This is a genomic window from Commensalibacter sp. M0133 (genome assembly GCF_016101485.1).
GTDB lineage: Bacteria > Pseudomonadota > Alphaproteobacteria > Acetobacterales > Acetobacteraceae > Commensalibacter > Commensalibacter melissae.
The window spans coordinates 281,122-301,433 of the sequence record NZ_JACFQI010000002.1 but is presented as its reverse complement, the minus strand read 5'-3'; the positions used below and the strand labels follow the sequence as shown (position 1 = coordinate 301,433).

Here is a 20,312-nt window from a genome sequence, read left to right as displayed (position 1 = left end):
TTTTAATCTAAATTACTTGTATATTTATTGGTGAAAAACTTTATAAAATACATGCCATAAATGGGAATCTTTAAAAATATTTTAATACACCAATACAATGAAATATTTTGAGAAATTTTAAGGAATATAAAAATGCCTTCTATTGCTATCGGCTGCGATGATGCTGCTGTTGACTTAAAAAATAAAATCGTAGACTGGCTTCAATCCAACAATATTGAAGTGACAGACTACAGTAGCGATTCCAATCGCGATTCAAATCTGTATCCGGATATTGCCTGGTCTGTAGGACAGGCAATCAAGTCCGGCAAACATGAAAGAGGGATTTTGATTTGTGGCACTGGAATAGGAATGGCAATTGTTGCAAATAAGATACCCGGCATTCGTGCGGCTCAATGCCATGATACCTATTCCGCCGAACGGGCCAGAAAAAGCAATAATGCACAAATCATCACATTGGGTGCCCGTGTTATCGGTGAAGAACTGGCAAAAACAATTCTTCAGGCCTGGCTTGATTCTGAATATGAAAAAGGTAGATCAGAGCCTAAGGTAAAAAGAATTGCGTATTACGAAGATAAAGCAATTTCCGAGTAATCCTACATAATTCCATAGACTATTAATTGATATCGATTAATAGTCTATGGAACAGGAGATACCCGTATCAATCATTTGACGAAACTGTATAAAAAGATAACTGACAGGTCATATCCTCACTGCAGGAAGCGATTTTATGATATTGGCGTGGCTTTATCATTTCAGGTTGATGCACAACTGAATATTCAGTTTCTTTCTCAATTTCTTTTTTATCATTCAAAAATTCCATTACCAAAGATCCTGATAATATCTTTAATTTTGCCCAGACACCCTCTTTTGTATTATGGCATTCCTTGAAAGATTTTGGTAAAGTTTTTACATTCCATATTGGCAAAGTTTTATAGCAAACCAATTTACCATCCCCATAATTCTGTTTTACAGCATTCATCATTTCCTCATTATCTATTAAAAATAATCATGATTTAGATTCTATACTTAAATATATTCCAATTTGTTACAAATTTACTCAATTTTATTATCAGACCTATAAAAATCGGGACATTTCAAGACGGGTATTGCAATTTCCTGACCTTTTTTTTGAGATTCAATACAGAATTCGGCCACATAAGTCGCCATATATCCCCGCCATGCGTCCGGACCTTGTAATTTTCCAACCAGACATTCATTAATGAATTCCTGTATTTCAATATTATAGGCTTCCAAAAACCAATCCTGCCAATTTGCCAAAATTTGATCATACCGTTTTTCATGCTGGCATATTGAAACAGCAGCAGGAGCGGGTAAGCTGGCCACACCTTCTTCACCCACAATTTCACATTTGATATCGTAACCATATTGACAGTTTACAAATAATTCCACATTAATTCTGATTCCTGATTGGGTTTCCAAAAGTGCAAACTGAGGATCCTGCAAGCCTTTTGGCGCTTTTGATGTTTTACGGATTGGAATCATACTTACGGTAACAAATTCATCGTTCAACAACCAACGAAATATATCCAGTTCATGAATTAAGGTATCCGTTATAACCATTTCAGATGTAAAATTCTCTGGACACTCCTGATTCCTATGTGCCGCATGTATCATCAAGATCTGGCCTAATTTTTTATCTTGAATGATTTTTTTCAGTTCTTGATATCGCCGATCATAAGAGCGCATAAATCCAACCTGAACTAAACGTTTTCCATATGTTTGCTCAGTCTCGATGATCGCTTGACATTCCTCGATTGTCGTTGCCAGCGGCTTTTCACAAAAAATGAATTTTTTTGCCTCAATGCTAGACAATATATATTCCGCATGGGTTTTACCTGAAGAGGCAATGATAATTGCATCCACCTCTTTCGCTTGAATCAAATCGTTCCCTGATTCATATGCTTTAGCATCCAATCCATATGTGGAAATGGCATTCTGTGCAGATTTTTTATCAATGTCACTGACAGCAACAACCTCGACTCCTGATAAAAAGTTGGTACATCGTTTGATATGATCCTGACCAATAGCTCCAGTACCAATGATTCCAATCTTTAACGTTTTGTTACCTGATATTTGTTTAATCATCATCGAACTCTTTTCTTGGATTTTTTTATTTAAACAAAATGACAAAAAAATAAATAAAATATTTCTGTCATCATCCAATTAAATGTAATAGTTATATAAACTACTGAACTGTAATAACAATAAAACTATTTATAATTACGAACAAATATTTTTTTATTAAAAATTGCTATTTCAATCTTTTATAAATAGAATGAAATTACTTTGAAATAACACATTTGTTATTTTTCATACTTACGGAATATTGGTAACATAATTGTGTATTTTATATGTTTATTCCAGTAAGGAACATTTCATGGCTCAAGCTCTTGTACTTGAAGAAAAAGGCAAATTAAGTATCCGTAACATTGATTTACCCTCTACAGTAGGGGATAATGACGTTAAAATAAAAATACGTAATGTTGGTATTTGTGGAAGTGATGTACATTACTACACACATGGAAAAATTGGCCCTTTTATCGTAAATCAACCAATGGTGCTCGGGCACGAGGCTTCTGGTATTGTTATTGAGACAGGCAAAAATGTTGAAAATTTAAAGGTTGGGGATCGTGTATGTATGGAGCCCGGCATACCCAATCCACACTCACGCGCAACAAAACTCGGTATTTACAATGTTGATCCTGACGTCGTGTTCTGGGCAACCCCACCCGTTCATGGATGCTTAACGGAAACGGTTGTACATCCCGCTGCTTTTACATTTAAACTGCCCGACAACGTATCTTTCGAGGAAGGTGCCTTTGTTGAACCTCTTGCCATTGGCGTTCAGGCTGCCGTAAAAGCCCGATTAAAACCTGGCGATATCTGTTTAGTGACAGGATGTGGTCCAATTGGTATTCTGACCGCACTTGCCGCACTTGCCTCTGGCGCAAGCAAGGTTTTCATCTCTGATCTTGCTCAACCCAAACTGGATATTGCCAAACAATATCATGGCATTATCCCAATTAATTTGAAAAATGAATCCGTAGAGGAAAGAGTCAAGGCGGAATGCGGTAAAGACTGGGGGGCAGATGTCGTTTTTGAGGCTTCAGGACATCCCTCCGCTTATGATACCGTATTGGCCTGTGTCCGCCCTGGTGGAGCCATAGTATTTGTAGGGATGCCCGTTGACAAGATCCCCTTTGATCTTGTTACTGCACAAGCAAAGGAAATACATATGGAAACAATCTTTCGATATGCACATGTTTATGACCGGACCATTAATCTGATTGCTTCTGGAAAGATTGATATCAAGCCATTAATTTCTGGAGTTTATCCATTCTCAAAAAGTATCGAGGCTTTTGAACGGGCCGCATCAGCACAACCTACTGATGTAAAATTGCAAATTGAAATGCCCGAATAAGATTCTTCTGAATTTTATTCCGATACAAAGCCCGAAACCAATTCAATTCGGGCTTTTTTTATAAACTTATCATGCTCAAAGATTACTTATGAATAATATCCAAACAAAATCACGTATGATGATGGGAATGCCAGTCTCTCTGTTTTGGGGGTATATTGCCATTGCCCTTTTCATGATTGGCGACGGTCTTGAACTGAATTTCCTTTCCAAATACATTGTTACACTGGGATTCGCAGAAAAAAAAGTCAGCCTTATTTTTGCTGCTTATGGGTTAACCGCTGCAATTTCAAGCTGGCTTTCTGGCGTTCTAGCTGAAACATTTGGTGCAAAAAAAATCATGATGGTTGGTGCCATTACATGGATTGTTTTTCACGCAGCCTTTATGCTTTTCGGAGTTATACCTCATAACTATTACATGATGTTGCTATTCTATGGTCTACGCGGTTTTGCTTATCCCTTATTCTTTTATGCATTTTTCTATTGGGTTGTAAAAGAAACCCCTGACAGCCAGCTTGCCTCGGCAGTGGGGTGGATCTGGTCCATGTTCACCATAGGGTTTGGCATTCTCGGAAATTTGTTACCGATTTATTCTGTCCGTTACTTTGGCGAGATCAACACTTTATGGCAATCCATAGGCTGGGCAACTGCAGGTGGTGCAATCGCCTTTTTCCTTCTCAAGGCACCCGTTATGGAAAAAAAAAATCATCAGATTCATTCATTCGAACACAAATTTAAAGGTATTATCCAAGATCTCTCACTCGTTTTTTATAATCGTGATCTGGCAATTGCACTCATAACCCGTGCGATCTGTAACTTTTCCCTTTTTGGTATTCTTGCGGTCGTAATGCCTATTTTCTACACGTCTGAACATGGTGGACATTTTACGGATGAACAATGGAAAATTATCAGCCTTAGTATATATCCTATCCAACCTTTTACCAATGTTCTATGGGGCATTATCGGCGATCGTATCGGTTGGTTAAAGCAAATGCGATGGGCGGGATTTATAGGATGTGGAACGGCAACCATCCTGCTTTATTTTATTCCGGTCTGGTTTCCCGGAAATATATGGGCTAGCATATTCGGAATCCTGTTTTTTGCCCTGACCATTACAGCCTTTGTTCCAATGGGAGCCATTTTTCCAATGTTAACACCTGAACATAAAGGGGCAGCCGTATCCATTCAAAATCTTGGTGGTGGTCTAAGCAATTTTGGCGGACCCGCTTTGGTTTCTCTCATTCTTTTTACAGGATTGGGACATTTTAGCGTCTTCATAATTTTTGGTTTCTTATATTATTGTGCGGCAATCATGACCTATTTTATCCGCCTCAAACAACCCGGTGTTGATAAACCTTTTTAATTACAATTAACGTAACAACAATCAGCAATCACCCAGACGCTATATAACAATATAACCATATTAGGTTAATACCCCTAATATGGTTAAACAATACACGACTAGTTTATTTTACCTCTTTCCCTATAACGGTCATTACGAACATAAATGTAAGAATCCGTTGCAATATGGGTATAATCATTTTTCAAAACTATCAATACGCAATTCAAGAACTGATCTGGCATATATTTGCCCCATATTATTGATGGATCATAATAAATAAGTGGTGGCTTATTTTTAGGCAAATCTTTACAAAGGTCCCGTTCATAATGATGCCAAGGATGTGAAGCGTAGTCTGCCTCCCATGGTAAATAAGCGTGATATTTTTTTATGGGCAAACGGTTAGCCAAAATATAAATATCTGGATTATAAGGTATAGATAATATTCTTTCGTTTTTATCAACGTAAAACCAAATTGCTTTCGTATCTTCATTATATCCTTCACGAAAGGCATGCCATTGATAGGCATTACGTTGTCGCTTGTCTAAAATATTGGGAGAGGTTACTGCATATTGATCAATGATAAAAAAGATGCAAAAAGTTGAAATGACAGAGAAAAACAGGGAAATATCCGGCTTGACTTCCGTTGATTTTATAAAAGCAACGATTATTAAGGTTACAGAAGCAATAAGGAAAGCACCATTTTGAAACAGGATACTTCCTCGAGCCTGCAAACCCAGAATCCCGCACAATACAAGACATGCACTTATTTTATATTTTCCTTTTGCAACCAGGATAATCCCCCCAAAACAAAACGAAAATAAAGCAAATGTTTCAACAATATAATTAGAGGAAAAAAATGGAATCAAACTTAGAAAAAAATTGCTTAAATTGAAGGGAATGTATCGTGCATAATTCATTTGGTTGGTGATGAAATGAAAGGCAACCATTCCACCTATATCTCCATATATACCTAACCAGACAAGCATCATAATGATAGATGTCAAACACCCCGACAAACTTGTCACGAATATCGAAACATATTTTCTATGATCTATACAAATTCCATTGATAACAACAAGAAATAAAATAAAGGCGGTTATTGCAAAAGGATAGGCAATAAAAGGCAAAAGCGTGATAAAAAATCCTCCTGTAAAGGCCTGTATCCGTGACGGCTTTATGTCATAAATCATGGGAATAACAAGAGTGACCAAACCAATAGCTGCAAAACACCCACCTAATGTCCAATAATTATCAAGATATAAACCCTGTATAAGCCAGATACTTGAAATGAAACCAAACCACAAAGCGGTTACGAGATAACGTTGCCAAAAATAATGAAAAATTGGAGAAAAAAATAAACACAGGGCAGCTAACATTGCGCTAAACGAAGAAATAAGTCTCAACAGCCATACTTCTGAGAAACCAACAATTAATCCCATCATCCATGTCAGCATATAAATTACGGGACCATGATAATCTATATAGTCCCTGTAAAGTTTGTCCCCTTTATGAATGGCTTGTGCACCTACAAAATGACCTGATTCGTCTGTAAATCTTAAAAAACCTAAACCTTTTATATTTTCATATAAAAATAATGCAAAACACAAAATTAAAAACAGGAATGAAATAATGGATGCCTTGTTTTTTTTAAAATGATTCGGATACATATCCAATAATTCTCTTTGAAATTATTACCTGTGTATAACAATTGTTTTCCACGATTATATGAAAAGATACAAGATATTTTCTTGAATGAAGATGATCTATACCAAGGCCATAAATATGATTTCAAATCGTCAATGAATCCATTTATTTTTTACCTGATAGTATATCCTATGAATTCATGCCTTTAATTCAACGTAAATTCAGCAAGAGCCGTTTTTCCCATTTCATCCATTACCGTCAATTGTTGCTTTCCATGATTATGAAAAACATGATCAAAACTTTGATTTCCATCAGTTTCCTGAATAAGATAACCATTTAGGAACCACCATTTTTTCTTTGTCCCCCCAAGGGCAGATAATTTTAAAGTTAACGGATGCATATTACTGGGAGGCAACTGTAAATGGTCTCCGTTTTTTACACCTATAATGGATAAGGAAGAAGATTCCATCAAAGATAAGGAGGGACAGGATAAATCCTGTGTGGGCAGACGATTGTGACGCTGTTCTGTAAGGGGCAACCAAGGTTCAAGTGCAATTGGCCACAGATCAATTTTTTTTTCAATGGCTCCTGGACAATCAGACGATACTTGAAATCCTCGTTTATTGATCCATACCGTTTGGCTGATACCCGTTCCTAACGGTTGATCGGCCATTTCCAAAGTGGGTGGAACTATATGGTTTATAATCCATGCGGTCCTTTTTTGTCGGCAATTTTGATCCCTATCCGGCAATATCTGTCCAGATGGCCAACATATCTGTGCCACGCTTACTGTTGCCGGCTCATAATCTTTAATACTATATGAAAACGTCTGTGAAGCTTGGTTTCTGACCATATCATATACTTGAAATAATAAGGGGGTTGCGGAAGCTATTCCATATTGGCCTGCCACAGGTGTGCCATCAGGTCTTCCAATCCAGACCCCCATTATATGATGTCTACCAACGCCAACAGCCCAAGCATCCCTATATCCGTAACTTGTCCCTGTTTTCCATGCCAAATGATCCTGCTGAAAAATCTGCCGATCAAAATTACTGTCCAATGGACTTTCCCCTTCCAGAATTTTCCGAATAACCCAGGCTGAACCTTCAGACAATAATGGCCGTTCACTCATGGATCCATTATTCTTGAAACGTAACATTGCAACCTTCCCCTTTCTTGCGAACACGCTATATGCTGTAACAACATTTTCCAAAGACGTGCCAATCCCGCCAAGAATAATTGCCAAATTTGGTTCAACCATTTGAGGCAGTTTTAATCCAATGCCGGCACCTGTTAATTTGCCGTAAAATTTTCTGGCTCCATAAACTTCCAACACTTGTACGGCTGGTAAATTAAGTGACCGTCGCAATGCCTGGCTTACTGAAACGGGTCCAACAAATGAAGAAGAAAAATCCTCTGGCCTATAATGACCAGATTGTCTTGGTACATCCTGCAATAAGGATTCAGAATGGATAAGCCCTTCATCCATGGCCAACCCATAAAGAAAAGGCTTTAATGTTGAACCGGGTGAACGGATAGCGGTTACCATATCCACATAACCAAAACGCTGTTTATCCTGTAAATCTACAGAGCCGAGATAGGCCTTAACCTGCATTGTCGCTGAATCCACCACCAAAATGGCAGCGGAATTATGCGGTGGCAAACGGTTTTTCCAATTTTCAAGAAGTTCCTCCAAATGACGTTGCATATCTATATTGATAGTGCTATGAATGACTGCATCTTTGTTCTGAAGTAATAATCGTCTCGCCAATAAGGGAGCCAATTGTGGTATCTGACGTTCACTTAATAAAACATTTTCCCCTTTAATTTCCTCAATATCTCTCTTTGACCATACCTTGAATTGAGCCAGCCGCTCCAGAACTTTGTCACGGGCCTTCTTGGCACGCTCAGGATAACGATCTGGTCGTAAACGGCTGGGCGCTTGTGGTAGAACAGCCAGCAAGGCTGCCTCTCCTTTGGTAAGTTGATCCGGTGGTTTACCAAGATATGTCCAACTCGCCGCCGCAATACCCTCTACCATTCCCCCATAAGATACATGATTTAGATAAATGGTTAGAATCTGTTCTTTATTCAAATGCCATTCAAGTTGCAACGCCCGGAAAATCTGCCCAATTTTTCCCAAATAAGTATGGGGACAGGGATCAACAATACGGGCAACCTGCATTGAGAGCGTACTACCACCCGATACGATATGATGATGATAAATATCTTGTCCAAAAGCCCTGCCCAAAGCGACAGGATTAATGCCGGGATGATGATAAAACCACCGATCTTCATAGGCTAACAAAGCCTGAATATAATATGGAGAAACCTGTTGGATGGTAACAGGATAACGCCAGACCCCTTTTTGATTGGTAAAACGCCATAAGGGCGTTCCATCCTCTGCCAAAACGACACGAGAAGAACTGATATTTGGTAAAGGAAGAGGGTTGGTTTTATCCGCTATAAATAACCCAATACAAATAAATAAACAGAATATTACCCCTTTTCGATAAATCTGACCTATCACACGCACTATACACACCATTTATTTCTAATAAAAAAGGCGTACACCATCATATATTGATGCACACCTGATTATGACCTTTTTATTAATTTTTTAACGTGCTTTAACTATTAATGTCATATTGCCACTGGTCCTTGCAAACCGGCCTGGCTGATACATCGACTGTAATGTTGCCGATGGTATGTGATACCTTCCAGGTGTCACCGCACGGGCCAAATAAACCAGTTCAGTTTTATTTGTAAGATCCAATTGGGCTACATAACGGTCATCACGATATTCTTGATGTTGAATGGATGCTTCCTGCATTTTTTCAAGAGATTTTTTAATTACCTCCCCTGCATTTTCCAAATTGACAGAAGCATTTGAAAGATCTTGATTTTCCAGCTCAAATCCAGCGGGCAGGAAATCAACCACCAAAGCGTCGTGCATTCTTGAAAACGAAAATATCTTAATTCTAACCAATATAAGATCACCCGTTTTGACATTTTTCAAATCCACTGGATTACCGTAAATATCAAAAAATTCTCTTTCTATGTTCAGTTCCTTTTTCTGAACCTGTACAGGAGCCCGTAACGGATAACCGGATAAACCGAGATTTGGATATAGATCAACATCTCCCGTTTTGCTGGCAAGGCGAAGCGTATTGATCTGTCTCATTTCCTGATCATTGAATTGCAAAAAAGATTTTTGGTTTGTCAGGTTATAATGATTCCCTGCCACGTCGACCTCAACCTTCCAGTTTTTAGCGGATTTTGAAACATAGCGATATCCTGCCAGAAAAATTGCATTCTTTTCCTGTGTAGACAAATATATTTTATCTTCAATTTGATGACTTAAAGCAAACAGCCTTTGTATAACAACGTCATCACTGACCAAATGATTATCCTGTAAAAGTGCAAGAATTAACGCATTATCACGAATATCACTTCCATAATCTCCTATCCACCAATCATGAACACGTTGCCCATAATGTAAACCTTCATTTAAGGTCTGTGCAGAACGTCCCTCATCTCCCATTAGCTTTAATGCTGCTGACAACTGAATTAAAGAAAATCCTGATGGTGCCTGTTTACGATGATTGTAAAGATTTCTTAATGCGGCTAAAGGTACCTGTTTTGTTCGTGCCAATACATATCCAGCATAGGCTTGAACCGTAAAACGCGATTCATTAAAGTCACGACTGTAATAAGGGTCAATCTCATTGCCGTTTTGAACATATATTAACAAACGTTTTAAAGCATTTTGCAAGGCATCTTCAGGAATCATATAACCCCGGTCCCGTGCCTGAATAAGGAAATCCGTGATATAAACGGTTAACCAATATTCTTCTGGGCTGTCACTGCTCCATAACCCAAATCCCCCATTTGAACGCTGCATCGTTAGTATATGGAAAATCGCTGCATTAATCGCATCATGACGCTGTTGATCGGTTAGCTTGTTTTTAATATTAAGCTGTTTTAAGATATCCTTATTTACATAGAGGAAAGGATAAATTCCACTTGTTGTTTGTTCAGCACATTCATAGGGATAAGTTTGTAAATCCTCAATCTGTCTGGATAAATTCAAGGGTGGATAAGGACTTATGTTCAGTCTCCCCTCACGACCTGAAATCCCGATATTATGCAAGACCGATGGTGATATCTGCCAACTTTTTTTATTTAGTTTAGTCTGTTCTATTATAAATTGAGCAGCATAAGGCGGGCGTGTTCCAATTGACCATGAACGGCTCAATACTTGCTTTTTACCATTGGAGACAATTCCTGAAACATCAACCCTGATTTTTCCTTCTCCTGATCCTGTTTTTGCCTGGACAGGAATTTTTAGTGTTTTCCGTTCATTTGGTGCCAATATAACAGCTTGATCCCCAGAACGCGTTGCAAAAATAAATCCTTCTGTCTTGAAACGCACAGATAATTCCTGTGACTGTCTGGTCATGTTAGTAAGATCAAGTGCCAGAACCGTTTCATCACCCCCTGCCAGGAAACGTGGTGTGGACATTTCGGCAACAATAGGTGCGGCAACTGTTATTTTATTTTCTGCCATACCAAATTGACCAGCTGTCCAAACTTGCCCCATAATTCTTAATTCGCCGTTAAAATCTGGAACAGTAATTGAAATCTCGGCTTCACCCTGATCATTCACATGAATAGGCTTGGGTTGTAACGTAACAATCTTGATCTTGGTATCGGGCAGTTTCCCCCCCTTCGCCATTGCATCCCCACCAAAAGCCAAACTTGCCAAAGGGTTTTGACCTGCCTCGATTAACTTGCCATAAACATCTAACTGATCAACATTATAAGCTTTGCGATCAAAGAAAGCCCTGAAAGGATCTGGAGTTTTGTAATCCGTAATATTTAAGACACCTGTATCCACGGCGGATAACAAAACCTCGGCATCCTTTACAGGTTTCCCATATGCATCCGTAACTTTGACCTTAACTTTCTGATCCGTTAAAGGCTCGATTTTTGAATTCATTTTCATTTGAAGTTTTAACTTACGATCCTGCCGATCAAGAGGTAAGTGTAATATTCCCACAGATCGTTTTGGAGTGGCGCCAATCTTACGGTCACCGGGTCGGATAATCAAAGCTGTAATATATACATCATGACGTAACCATTTTGAATTAATGGGAAGGGTAAAACTTGAACCTTTGGCAGAAGCCTGAATAGATTGCCGCCATAATAGCTGACCTGATGACTCTACCGCCAAATAACCCTTGCCATCAGAAGGAGGGGTCAAAGTGATTCGGGCAATATCGCCAGCTTTGTAAGCTGTTTTATCCAGCATGACCTTAACCTGATCGGGACGCAAATTCTCTTCTGAACCCACTTCTTCAACTGCCCCCGTTTCAAAAGAATAACTGGATGTCAAACCGGTATCTGGATTGAACACTTCCAATCGATAGAATCCCCAATCTTTGGAAGGAAATGTCAGCATCGCTGTTTTGTTTTGGCCTATGTTTAAAAGCTGTTCATCCTCTATAACATCTTTCTTATTAAAATGGCTGTCCCACCCTGTATCATCAGAATACGTCCAATAATAATCATGACGTTCATGAATAAATCTTGCTTTTAAATTTTTTGCCGGTAATTTATGCCCTTCGAAATCAGCCATGACAACCTCAAATCGAATTGGCTTATCATGCGAGGTAACCGAATCAAAAAGGGGCCGGATACCAACCAATTGTTTGGCTGGCCATACAAATTGCGTCAAATGTCTCACCACTGGACGTCCTCCGGTTTCAAACAGGCTGGCCTCGGTAATCAATTGAACGGGTGATCTGATCCCTTGCCATTGATTGGCCATTTTAATTTGGCCATAACCTAGCTGATCCAGATGAATCTCGTCAAAATCCATCCGTTTATCAAGGCCTTTTTCTTGACTATCACCAAATTCAAATCCCTTTAATTGAGGAACCGCTTTTCTCAATGAGTGCATGGTAATTGAACCTGATAAAAGATTATGACTGGCCGGCGCCCCATACAAATACCAGCCATTAGCCTTGACATGCAAATCTTGCCGAGAGGTCAGAGGCACATTATTTTTCGAATTTTCCAGATTTTCCGATTGTAAAGTAAGACCCATACGTTCAGGCAAAAAATCCTCAACTGCAAATCGATACTGATTCAATTCTTTCCTTCCCGCTTTCACAACGACAGACCATTTGCCTGTTACAGCATTGGCGGGTAATTTTAACTGATATTGATAAAATCCTGTCTCTGAGGCTTTCCAAACAAAATTTTGAGCCTTTTTTCCCTCTGCATTATAAACAATAGCATTGACTGGAATATTTTGAACAGGTTGCCCATCCGCATCCCTCAATAAAGCGTTCAATATTACGGTTTCTCCCGGACGATACAAATCACGGGGGCCAAAAACGAAAAACTGTAAATCATGCTGGATATCTCCATCAATTTTAAAATCTGATAAATCCAAAGCTGGAGACTTTAATTGGATAAAGGATGTTTGACCATTTTGTGTTGCCAGCAAAATTCTAGCTTTTGACATATTTGTCAAATTTGCATAACCGTCCTTATCTGAAAAAGCTGTCGCAATGATATGCCCTTTTTTATCCAAGGCACTGATATTTACGTTTGGTAAGACATCACCCGTTTCTAGAGACTGTGTAAAAACGCTGATCTGATCATTATCCTGATAACGATGTACGGAAATGCCAATATCAGAAATCGTAAACACTGTAACAGGATAACTGTAATTATACATTCCCGCGGAACGCATAACCGCAAAATAAACACCCTTTTTTTGTAATGGTTTGATGGAAGAAATCGGCAGTAAAATTTTCTGACGATGATTTTTATCTACATTTAGCTTAAAAGAACCCGTATATATCAGATCCGCCTTGTCAACCAAAGCCGAGATCATGTCATTTGACAAGATTGAGGAAGATTCCTTATCTTCAAAAAAATTGACAAGCTGGTCATTTTTTATTCTGAAGAATTCAACATTTGCCTGATTTACATTCAATGTTATAACAGGCAAACCCTCGGCCAATCTTACGGGAAACAAAGAACCCTGACTGGCAAAGCTGATATTGGGACTTAAATCATTTGTTGTGATTTTGGCCGTATATTCTTTTCTGAGAATTTTTGCGTCTTTACCCTTTAATCCAGCATCAACAGTTAAAACCAGTTTCCGGTTAGGCTCAAGATGATTAAAAATAAGTTCCTGATGATCTTCAGATAAAATCCAGGCGCCATCCACCTTTCCTTTTTTTGCATCAAAAAGATGCAATATCTCTTCAAAGTTCTGGTTTTCATTCAGGGGGGATGAAAAAGTAACCGCAAGACAGTCCCAACCATCCCTGTCTATTTCAGATACGTCAACAACCTTTAAAATTTGTTCATTACCCGAATTCTGAACATTTGAATTTCCATAAACAGTTTTGACAGATAATGAATTTAAAAAAAAACTACATATAAATAAACATATAAAAAAGGCAAAGAACCTTTGTTTTTCAAACATCTAAAAATCCAATAAAATAAAACATTTTTCAAAAACAAACTAAAAAATAAAATCTTAAATATTCAAATTAATTTATATAGCACTATAGATGCTCAATAAAATGGAATAGTTATTCTTTTACCATCATATAAAGCAAACATGATCTTTTTATCGTAGTATTCGGCTAGATAAACATCCTCCAGTTTCAAGAAATATTTATCAAGTAAATGCTGGACCGTATCTTGACTTATATCCAACAAATGGGATGGACAATCCTTGATCTCGCTATCAAGGATTAAAATGACGGAAGGATCCTTTTCCTCTTTATTTTTAACAGTCAACGATCCATTAGGCTCAATTTGGGCATAATATATTTCCTGCATTGAACCAATGCCTCTGGAATGTAAACTAGACATAATATTGATAATATCAATTTTATTTTTTTTATCCTGGATATTATCCATTAATAAGGAACCGTTTTTAATAAAAACAATCGTGTTACCCAAGGCCAAGGCACGGAAAACATCAAATTTTTTGGCAATATAATTTAGAAAATGCATTAATAGAGTGCCAATTATCAAGACAACAATATAACGAGACAGAGAAATACTATCTGTATAAATAACCCCCCCAATTATTCCACCCAATATAAAATTTCCAATCAGATCAATAGGAGTCATTTGGGAAAGCTGAGTTTTTCCGGACTGATTAAAATAAAAAATTACAACAGCAAAGCCGATAATAAATTTTACAAAAACCAACATATAAAAATTCATGAAAAATCTCTTATATGAATAACACACTGAATAAATTCATTTTTACTCTGTAAATTATAACATATTGGAAAATATTTATATATTTATTTAATAATTATTTTAATTAAATCAGTTTTTTATAGTTAAATTAATATATATTAATAATTTATATTTAATTACTCTCAACTTTTAGTAAATCATTACTCCACCCAGTTTTTTGTAACAAACCGCTTTTATAATAACTTGCAACTTTTTGAATAAACAATCTCATATCCGGATTTTCTTCAACCAACCGGTTTACCGAGCACCAATCCACCTCTGCTCTAAATGCCGCCGGAATCATTATCTGACTATCAATTACATTATCTGTTTTAAGTATAATTAACCCAATACCATGTAAAGCCGACAACATTCTCAGCTCATTCATCGTTCCATCATCTGGAATGCTTGCACTCACAAGATAACCGTAATTTGCCCAACTGGAATTACTAACGGCCTGAAAAAAATATTGACGAACCGTTGAGCGGGAAATCTGTTTTTTTACTTCAAAAGACCATAGATAAGCCATTTTAGCATCCCCTGACTGTACACAAGTTTTAACCAAACTATTCCAGTCTTCAGTCACTGCCTGCAAAGCAACAATATCCGGATGCAACCATTTATTGCCATTTTCCCCTTTACCTTTTTTTGAAAATTTTTCATTGATCCTATCACATTTTAAATTATATTCCGTACCAAGATACTCAATCAATAAAGGATAAAGATCAGCTTCCGTATAATTTATCTTTTTTAATGGCAAATTTAAAATGTCTTTACCTGCATTTTCTTCATCTTTCAGTTTATCTATAAAATTGCTCTTGAGCCTGGAATTACCTTTCCATTCGTAAACTCTTGGTCGAGGTTGGTCCTGAATCAATATTCCTGCATTTGATTGTTTCAACCTTTTAATACGTGAACCAATTTCAGCAACAATTTGAGAAATAAAAGAATTTTCCGAGGTAAAACGCTGCTGGCTATTTAGTCTTTTTTGTTTATAATAATCAGGATAAATTTTAACTAATTGGATTGCAATTTCACGCGCGGTAAATCGTTTATGCGGATTATCTTTTAAAAATAAAACAACTTGCTGAATTAATGTATAATTTTTCATAATATTATAAATTGTTCAGATAAATTCATTATTTCTATCATATAATATTAAAATAATTGGTTAACCTTATTTAAAGAACATAATATATAACCGGTTAAATTGCCCGATACCGCCTATATGATTTTAAAAAGGCTTGGGACAGGCAATTTATCAATAATTTTACACGCGTTTTGTCATGCCACCATCAACAACAAGGTTGCTTCCGGTAATAAAACTTGCCTGTTCACTTGTCAGAAAAACAACTGTTGAGGCCACATCCTCTGGTGTTCCCATACGACCTAACGGGTTATTCTTCAAGGCTGTATTATAAAGTTCAGGCTGCTCCCGTTCAATTTGATTCCATATCCCTCCCTTAAAATAAATTGTTCCTGGAGAAACAAGATTAATCCTTACATTGTGTTCTGCAACTCTTAGTGCAACCGATTTGCCATAATGATTCAAGGCAGCCTTTAAGGCACCATATGGTTCAGCAAATACGTCTATTTCAGAAGCGGAAACACTGGATATGATAACAATTGATCCGTTTTTCTGTTTGGTTAAATAAGGCAATGTCTCGTTAACCAGGGCAACGGTACCTAACAGGTCTGTATCAACCGCCTTTTTCCAGGTTTGCAGATCCCGTCCCGAGGCAAGAGCGCTTACATTCGCCACCACATGATCAAGCCCACCCATCTTTTTGTGACTTTCCTTGATCCATCTTTCAACTTCATCCGCCTTGTTAATATCAACAGTCATGCCCATGGCCCGGTCACCCAATTGCAGAATAGCCTTATCGATACCTTGCTGATTTCTGGCACAAATACTGACAAACGCACCTTCATCAATAAATTTTTGGGCAATCGCCAATCCAATTCCTTTGGAACCGCCACTAATAAGCACTTTTTTATTTTTTAGACCAAGATCCACTTTATTATTCTCTCAAATTTTAAAAGACATTATTATCTCTAGAATACGTAAGGCAGATATCTTTTGCAACGAAATAGTCTATAATCTCCATTCATAAACCATAACCTATAAAACAAAAACTTTGTATTATCATGATCGAACCCAATATCCTAATTTCCACTCTTCATGCCATACGCACAAAAAATCCACTTATCCTCAATATAACCAATCAGGTTGCAACCCAATTTACCGCAAATATTTTACTTGGGCTTGGCGCATCACCCGCCATGGCCAATGCGGAGGAGGAAGTTGAGGAATTCGTTCAAAAATCCAACGCTCTGGTTATCAATATCGGGACTTTATCAACACCCCAATTACGCTCCATGCAGTTGGCCAGTCGTACCGCATACCAGCAAAACATTCCATGGATACTCGATCCGGTGGGCATCAGTGCCTCTCTTTATCGAGCTAAAACAACGCTCAGTCTTTTACAGAATTTCCCCAATGCCATTCGAGGAAATGCGTCAGAAATTATCAGTCTTTACCATTATCATCAAAATACATCTCCTCGAACACAGGGCCATGGAGTGGATAGTCTTGATTCCTCTCATGATGCACTGGAAGCCGCTAAACAACTGGCCTTATCTTATAAAACCACTGTGTCAATCAGTGGCCAAACAGATTATATCACCAACGGAAAAGAGATTGTCTCCGTAAGAAACAGCCACTCTCTCTTAACCAAAGTAACAGGATCTGGTTGTGCAGCAACCGCCATCACCGCAGCATGCCTGGCTGTTGAAAAAAACACCCTATATGCTTGCTCCGCGGCAATGGCTTTTATTGGCATTGCCGCCGATATCGCTATGCAACATATCAACGCCCCCGGCAGTCTGCAAATCGGATTAATTGACGAGCTTTATCTATTGAACGATGAAAAGATTATAAAATATGCAAAAATTAATCTTGTCAAATAATGGATAAAATAATTTTCCAAAATGATGAAAATGAGATTTCATTTTCATCATCCCTTATTTGGACATCAAACGAAATTCGGAATACCTTCCGCCTTGAAAACAGCAAGAACCCCATCATCTTTTTGCATTTTCATATAAAACCGCAACAGATTCTTATAACTCGAAATATCTATTTTTAGATTTTGAACCCAGGTCAAGGTCATGAATAAATATGGATCTGCCACACTACGGAAACCCGCAATCCATTCCTTTTCCGCCAGTTGTTTATCAACCTGACCGTATAATTTATGAAGTTTTTTACGAGCGGCAGTATCAAGGATTTCAATCACTTTTTGATCGCCGCTGATTTGTTGTCCTCCAAAAATCAAACCGAATACAGGATGAATATCGGAATTTACAAAAGCCAACCAACGCAAAGCCTCTGCCCTTTGTTGCTTACTACCATCTCCGAGCAGCTTCCCTTGTGGAAAAGAATCCGCAATATAATTCATGATGGCGACATTTTCAGTCAGCACAAACCGATCATCAACCAATACGGGCACCTGACCTGATGGATTCAATTTAAGAAATTCATCCTTTTTTAAACCATCATGATCAACAATTTCAAAGTCAAAATCAGCTTTGCACCAATATAGGGCAATATGACATCCTGTTGAGCAAGCACCTGGAATTGTATAAAGCTTTAACATCAATAGTCTCCTTGAAATATCCTAAGAAAATTATAATGCTTTTATAATTATTCAGGCAATAATAAATCATCTTTTTTGTTAAAAGAACGTTTCATTAAAATCAAACCAGCAAGTATTGAAACAGCCAATAAAAGTAAACTTAACGTAATTTGCCCAAAATGGCCAATCCGAATTCCGCCGCCGAGTAAAACAAAAACAACCGTTTGTGGAAAGCTTCCCAGAAAAGTCGCACAGATAAAAGGCATAACGGAAATACCAACTATACCAGCCATGGTATTCAGCAGAACGGAAGAGCCCACAGGCATCAAACGGCAGATAAGAACGGTATGAAAAGGGTTTGTTTGAATAAAATGATGAATTTTTTTTAGTTTTGCATGGAAAAGATATTTTTTCCCCCATTCACGTCCCAGCCACCGGGCCCAGTTATAGGCCAATAACGCTCCTATGACAGTCGCAATCGTGGCGTAAAAAATACCCAACCAAAAACCGTATACCACCCCAGCCGTCAGACAGACAAGCTGTCTTGGAAAACCGACCATGCACATAATGATGGCAATGGATAAGAAAATCAGGGGACCTTTTATCCCGCGCCTTAATAACGTATGATCATTTAAAAACAAATCAAAGCCGTGAAAATAACGAGCAAGTAAAAGAACAATAACAATTCCAAAAACCATACATAATGGTTTTATTACTTGACCAATTAGTGTTTTGTATTGAGTTAAATTTTTATTTCTTTTCATAACACAACTAAATTATTGACCTTATGAAAGGCTTGACTTGCAAAAACCTTCTTATAGGACTAAAAAAAACACAATATCTCACTTTTCTTTAAAACGATACCCTTTATCATTTATTTAGAATTTCTTTACTCATGCAAAACAATAAATCAATTTCAACGTGGCTGTTCCTCATCTGCTTTATGCTTCTTTGCATGATAGCCCTTGGGGGATATACACGACTAACGGGTTCCGGTCTGTCCATCATGGATTGGCGTCCAATCACTGGTATCATCCCCCCTCTAAGCCACGCAGAATGGGTTCGGGAATTCGATCTTTATAAAACCATTCCACAATATCAAATTCTTAACAATGGGTTTGGACTGGATGGATTTAAACAGATTTTCTGGGCTGAATGGAGCCATCGTTTTCTGGGAAGATTAATAGGTCTGGTTCTCATTTTACCCTTAATCTGGTTTATTTATAAAAAAATGATCACAAAACAACTGGCTCTGCGCCTGTTCATTTTTTTTATTCTCGGTGGATTACAGGGCGGTATTGGCTGGTTCATGGTTCATTCTGGATTCAGAGCAAACAGCACCGCGGTTGAACCGGTCCGTCTTGTTTTGCATCTAGCCTGCGCCATTATTCTCTATATCGCTATTTTATGGACAGCCCTTTCATTACGCCACCCTGTTCCCAATCCACTGACCCAAAATCCAGCCATAAAATTTATTAAAACCCTATTGAGAACTGATTTCATTTTATTGCTAGTCACCATTGTTGCCGGTGGTTTTACTGCAGGAACCCATGCGGGTCATTCCTTTAACAGTTTTCCCCTAATGAACGGCCACCTGATTCCTGCTGATTATAATAAACTATCCCCTTTCTGGTTAAACTGGTTTGAAAATATTTCAACCATTCAATTCAATCATAGGCTCTTGGCAACATTTACGGGCATAATGATTCTAATAACCGTTATGACAGGTCTGAAATCCTCATTGGATAAGGCGACCAAGGACAGCTTTATGGCAATGGGATGGGCTGTCCTTATCCAATACGCCCTGGGGGTTACAACATTATTGCTTGTTGTTCCTGTCTGGGCAGGCACCGTTCATCAAGCCTTTGCAATCGTTTTATTGACAACAGTTACGATTGCCCTACATCATATGCGTAAAAATAAATCATTATCATAACTAATATTTTTTATTTTGATCCTCTTGAAA

The 20,312-nt window shown here is 37.9% G+C and carries 15 protein-coding genes; 5 read left to right on the top strand and 10 right to left on the bottom strand.

Going from position 1 to position 20,312, the window contains the following annotated elements:
* The first annotated feature begins 132 nt into the window (after window positions 1–132).
* The gene (rpiB, locus tag H3T46_RS06285; RefSeq protein ID WP_110439275.1) at window positions 133–591 is read left to right on the top strand and encodes a ribose 5-phosphate isomerase B; all 459 of its coding nucleotides are present in this window, start codon (window positions 133–135) and stop codon (window positions 589–591) included.
* Window positions 592–658: 67 nt separating this feature from the next.
* Here the strand turns inward: rpiB and H3T46_RS06280 are convergent, their stop codons facing one another.
* Both H3T46_RS06280 and H3T46_RS06275 read right to left on the bottom strand, forming a co-directional pair.
* The gene (locus H3T46_RS06280) at window positions 659–982 is read right to left on the bottom strand and encodes a DUF1971 domain-containing protein (protein ID WP_110439274.1); all 324 of its coding nucleotides are present in this window, start codon (window positions 980–982) and stop codon (window positions 659–661) included.
* 71 nt (window positions 983–1,053) lie between these two features.
* Entirely contained in the window at window positions 1,054–2,109 is a 1,056-nt protein-coding gene (locus tag H3T46_RS06275; protein ID WP_198197914.1) for a Gfo/Idh/MocA family protein, read from the bottom strand.
* A gap of 289 nt (window positions 2,110–2,398) precedes the next feature.
* On the opposite strand from H3T46_RS06275, the gene H3T46_RS06270 reads away from it, so the two are divergent.
* Together H3T46_RS06270 and H3T46_RS06265 are read left to right on the top strand one after the other, a co-directional pair.
* Window positions 2,399–3,442, top strand: a complete 1,044-nt coding sequence (locus tag H3T46_RS06270; protein ID WP_155579890.1) for an NAD(P)-dependent alcohol dehydrogenase — start codon at window positions 2,399–2,401, stop codon at window positions 3,440–3,442.
* Between the two features lie 88 nt (window positions 3,443–3,530).
* A complete protein-coding gene (locus H3T46_RS06265) occupies window positions 3,531–4,802 on the top strand; it encodes an MFS transporter (protein WP_230872998.1) in 1,272 nt (423 codons plus the stop codon).
* 98 nt (window positions 4,803–4,900) lie between these two features.
* Here H3T46_RS06265 and H3T46_RS08905 read toward each other — a convergent pair whose 3' ends face one another.
* The 6 genes from H3T46_RS08905 to H3T46_RS06235 all read right to left on the bottom strand — a co-directional run bounded on the left by H3T46_RS08905 (window position 4,901) and on the right by H3T46_RS06235 (window position 16,725).
* Window positions 4,901–6,448, bottom strand: a complete 1,548-nt coding sequence (locus H3T46_RS08905) for a hypothetical protein (RefSeq protein ID WP_232350017.1) — start codon at window positions 6,446–6,448, stop codon at window positions 4,901–4,903.
* A 182-nt stretch (window positions 6,449–6,630) separates the two neighbouring features.
* Window positions 6,631–8,961, bottom strand: coding sequence for a peptidoglycan glycosyltransferase PbpC (pbpC, locus tag H3T46_RS06255; RefSeq protein ID WP_198197912.1), 2,331 nt, complete (start codon window positions 8,959–8,961; stop codon window positions 6,631–6,633).
* An 84-nt stretch (window positions 8,962–9,045) separates the two neighbouring features.
* Window positions 9,046–13,935, bottom strand: coding sequence for an alpha-2-macroglobulin (locus H3T46_RS06250; RefSeq protein ID WP_198197910.1), 4,890 nt, complete (start codon window positions 13,933–13,935; stop codon window positions 9,046–9,048).
* Between the two features lie 92 nt (window positions 13,936–14,027).
* Window positions 14,028–14,690, bottom strand: coding sequence for a DUF421 domain-containing protein (locus H3T46_RS06245; RefSeq protein WP_155567522.1), 663 nt, complete (start codon window positions 14,688–14,690; stop codon window positions 14,028–14,030).
* 151 nt (window positions 14,691–14,841) lie between these two features.
* On the bottom strand, window positions 14,842–15,819 hold the full coding sequence (locus H3T46_RS06240) for a COG2958 family protein (protein WP_155564794.1): 978 nt from the start codon (window positions 15,817–15,819) through the stop codon (window positions 14,842–14,844).
* Between the two features lie 159 nt (window positions 15,820–15,978).
* Entirely contained in the window at window positions 15,979–16,725 is a 747-nt protein-coding gene (locus tag H3T46_RS06235; protein WP_198197908.1) for an SDR family NAD(P)-dependent oxidoreductase, read from the bottom strand.
* 131 nt (window positions 16,726–16,856) lie between these two features.
* Here H3T46_RS06235 and thiM point away from each other — a divergent pair, with 131 nt between their 5' ends.
* Entirely contained in the window at window positions 16,857–17,678 is an 822-nt protein-coding gene (gene thiM / locus H3T46_RS06230; RefSeq protein WP_155566186.1) for a hydroxyethylthiazole kinase, read from the top strand.
* Window positions 17,679–17,743: 65 nt separating this feature from the next.
* Here thiM and H3T46_RS06225 read toward each other — a convergent pair whose 3' ends face one another.
* On the bottom strand, window positions 17,744–18,367 hold the full coding sequence (locus H3T46_RS06225) for a glutathione S-transferase family protein (RefSeq protein WP_198197906.1): 624 nt from the start codon (window positions 18,365–18,367) through the stop codon (window positions 17,744–17,746).
* Window positions 18,368–18,414: 47 nt separating this feature from the next.
* Window positions 18,415–19,044, bottom strand: a complete 630-nt coding sequence (locus H3T46_RS06220; RefSeq protein WP_198197904.1) for a TVP38/TMEM64 family protein — start codon at window positions 19,042–19,044, stop codon at window positions 18,415–18,417.
* A gap of 197 nt (window positions 19,045–19,241) precedes the next feature.
* On the opposite strand from H3T46_RS06220, the gene H3T46_RS06215 reads away from it, so the two are divergent.
* Window positions 19,242–20,282, top strand: coding sequence for a COX15/CtaA family protein (locus H3T46_RS06215; RefSeq protein WP_198197902.1), 1,041 nt, complete (start codon window positions 19,242–19,244; stop codon window positions 20,280–20,282).
* Window positions 20,283–20,312 lie beyond the last annotated feature (30 nt).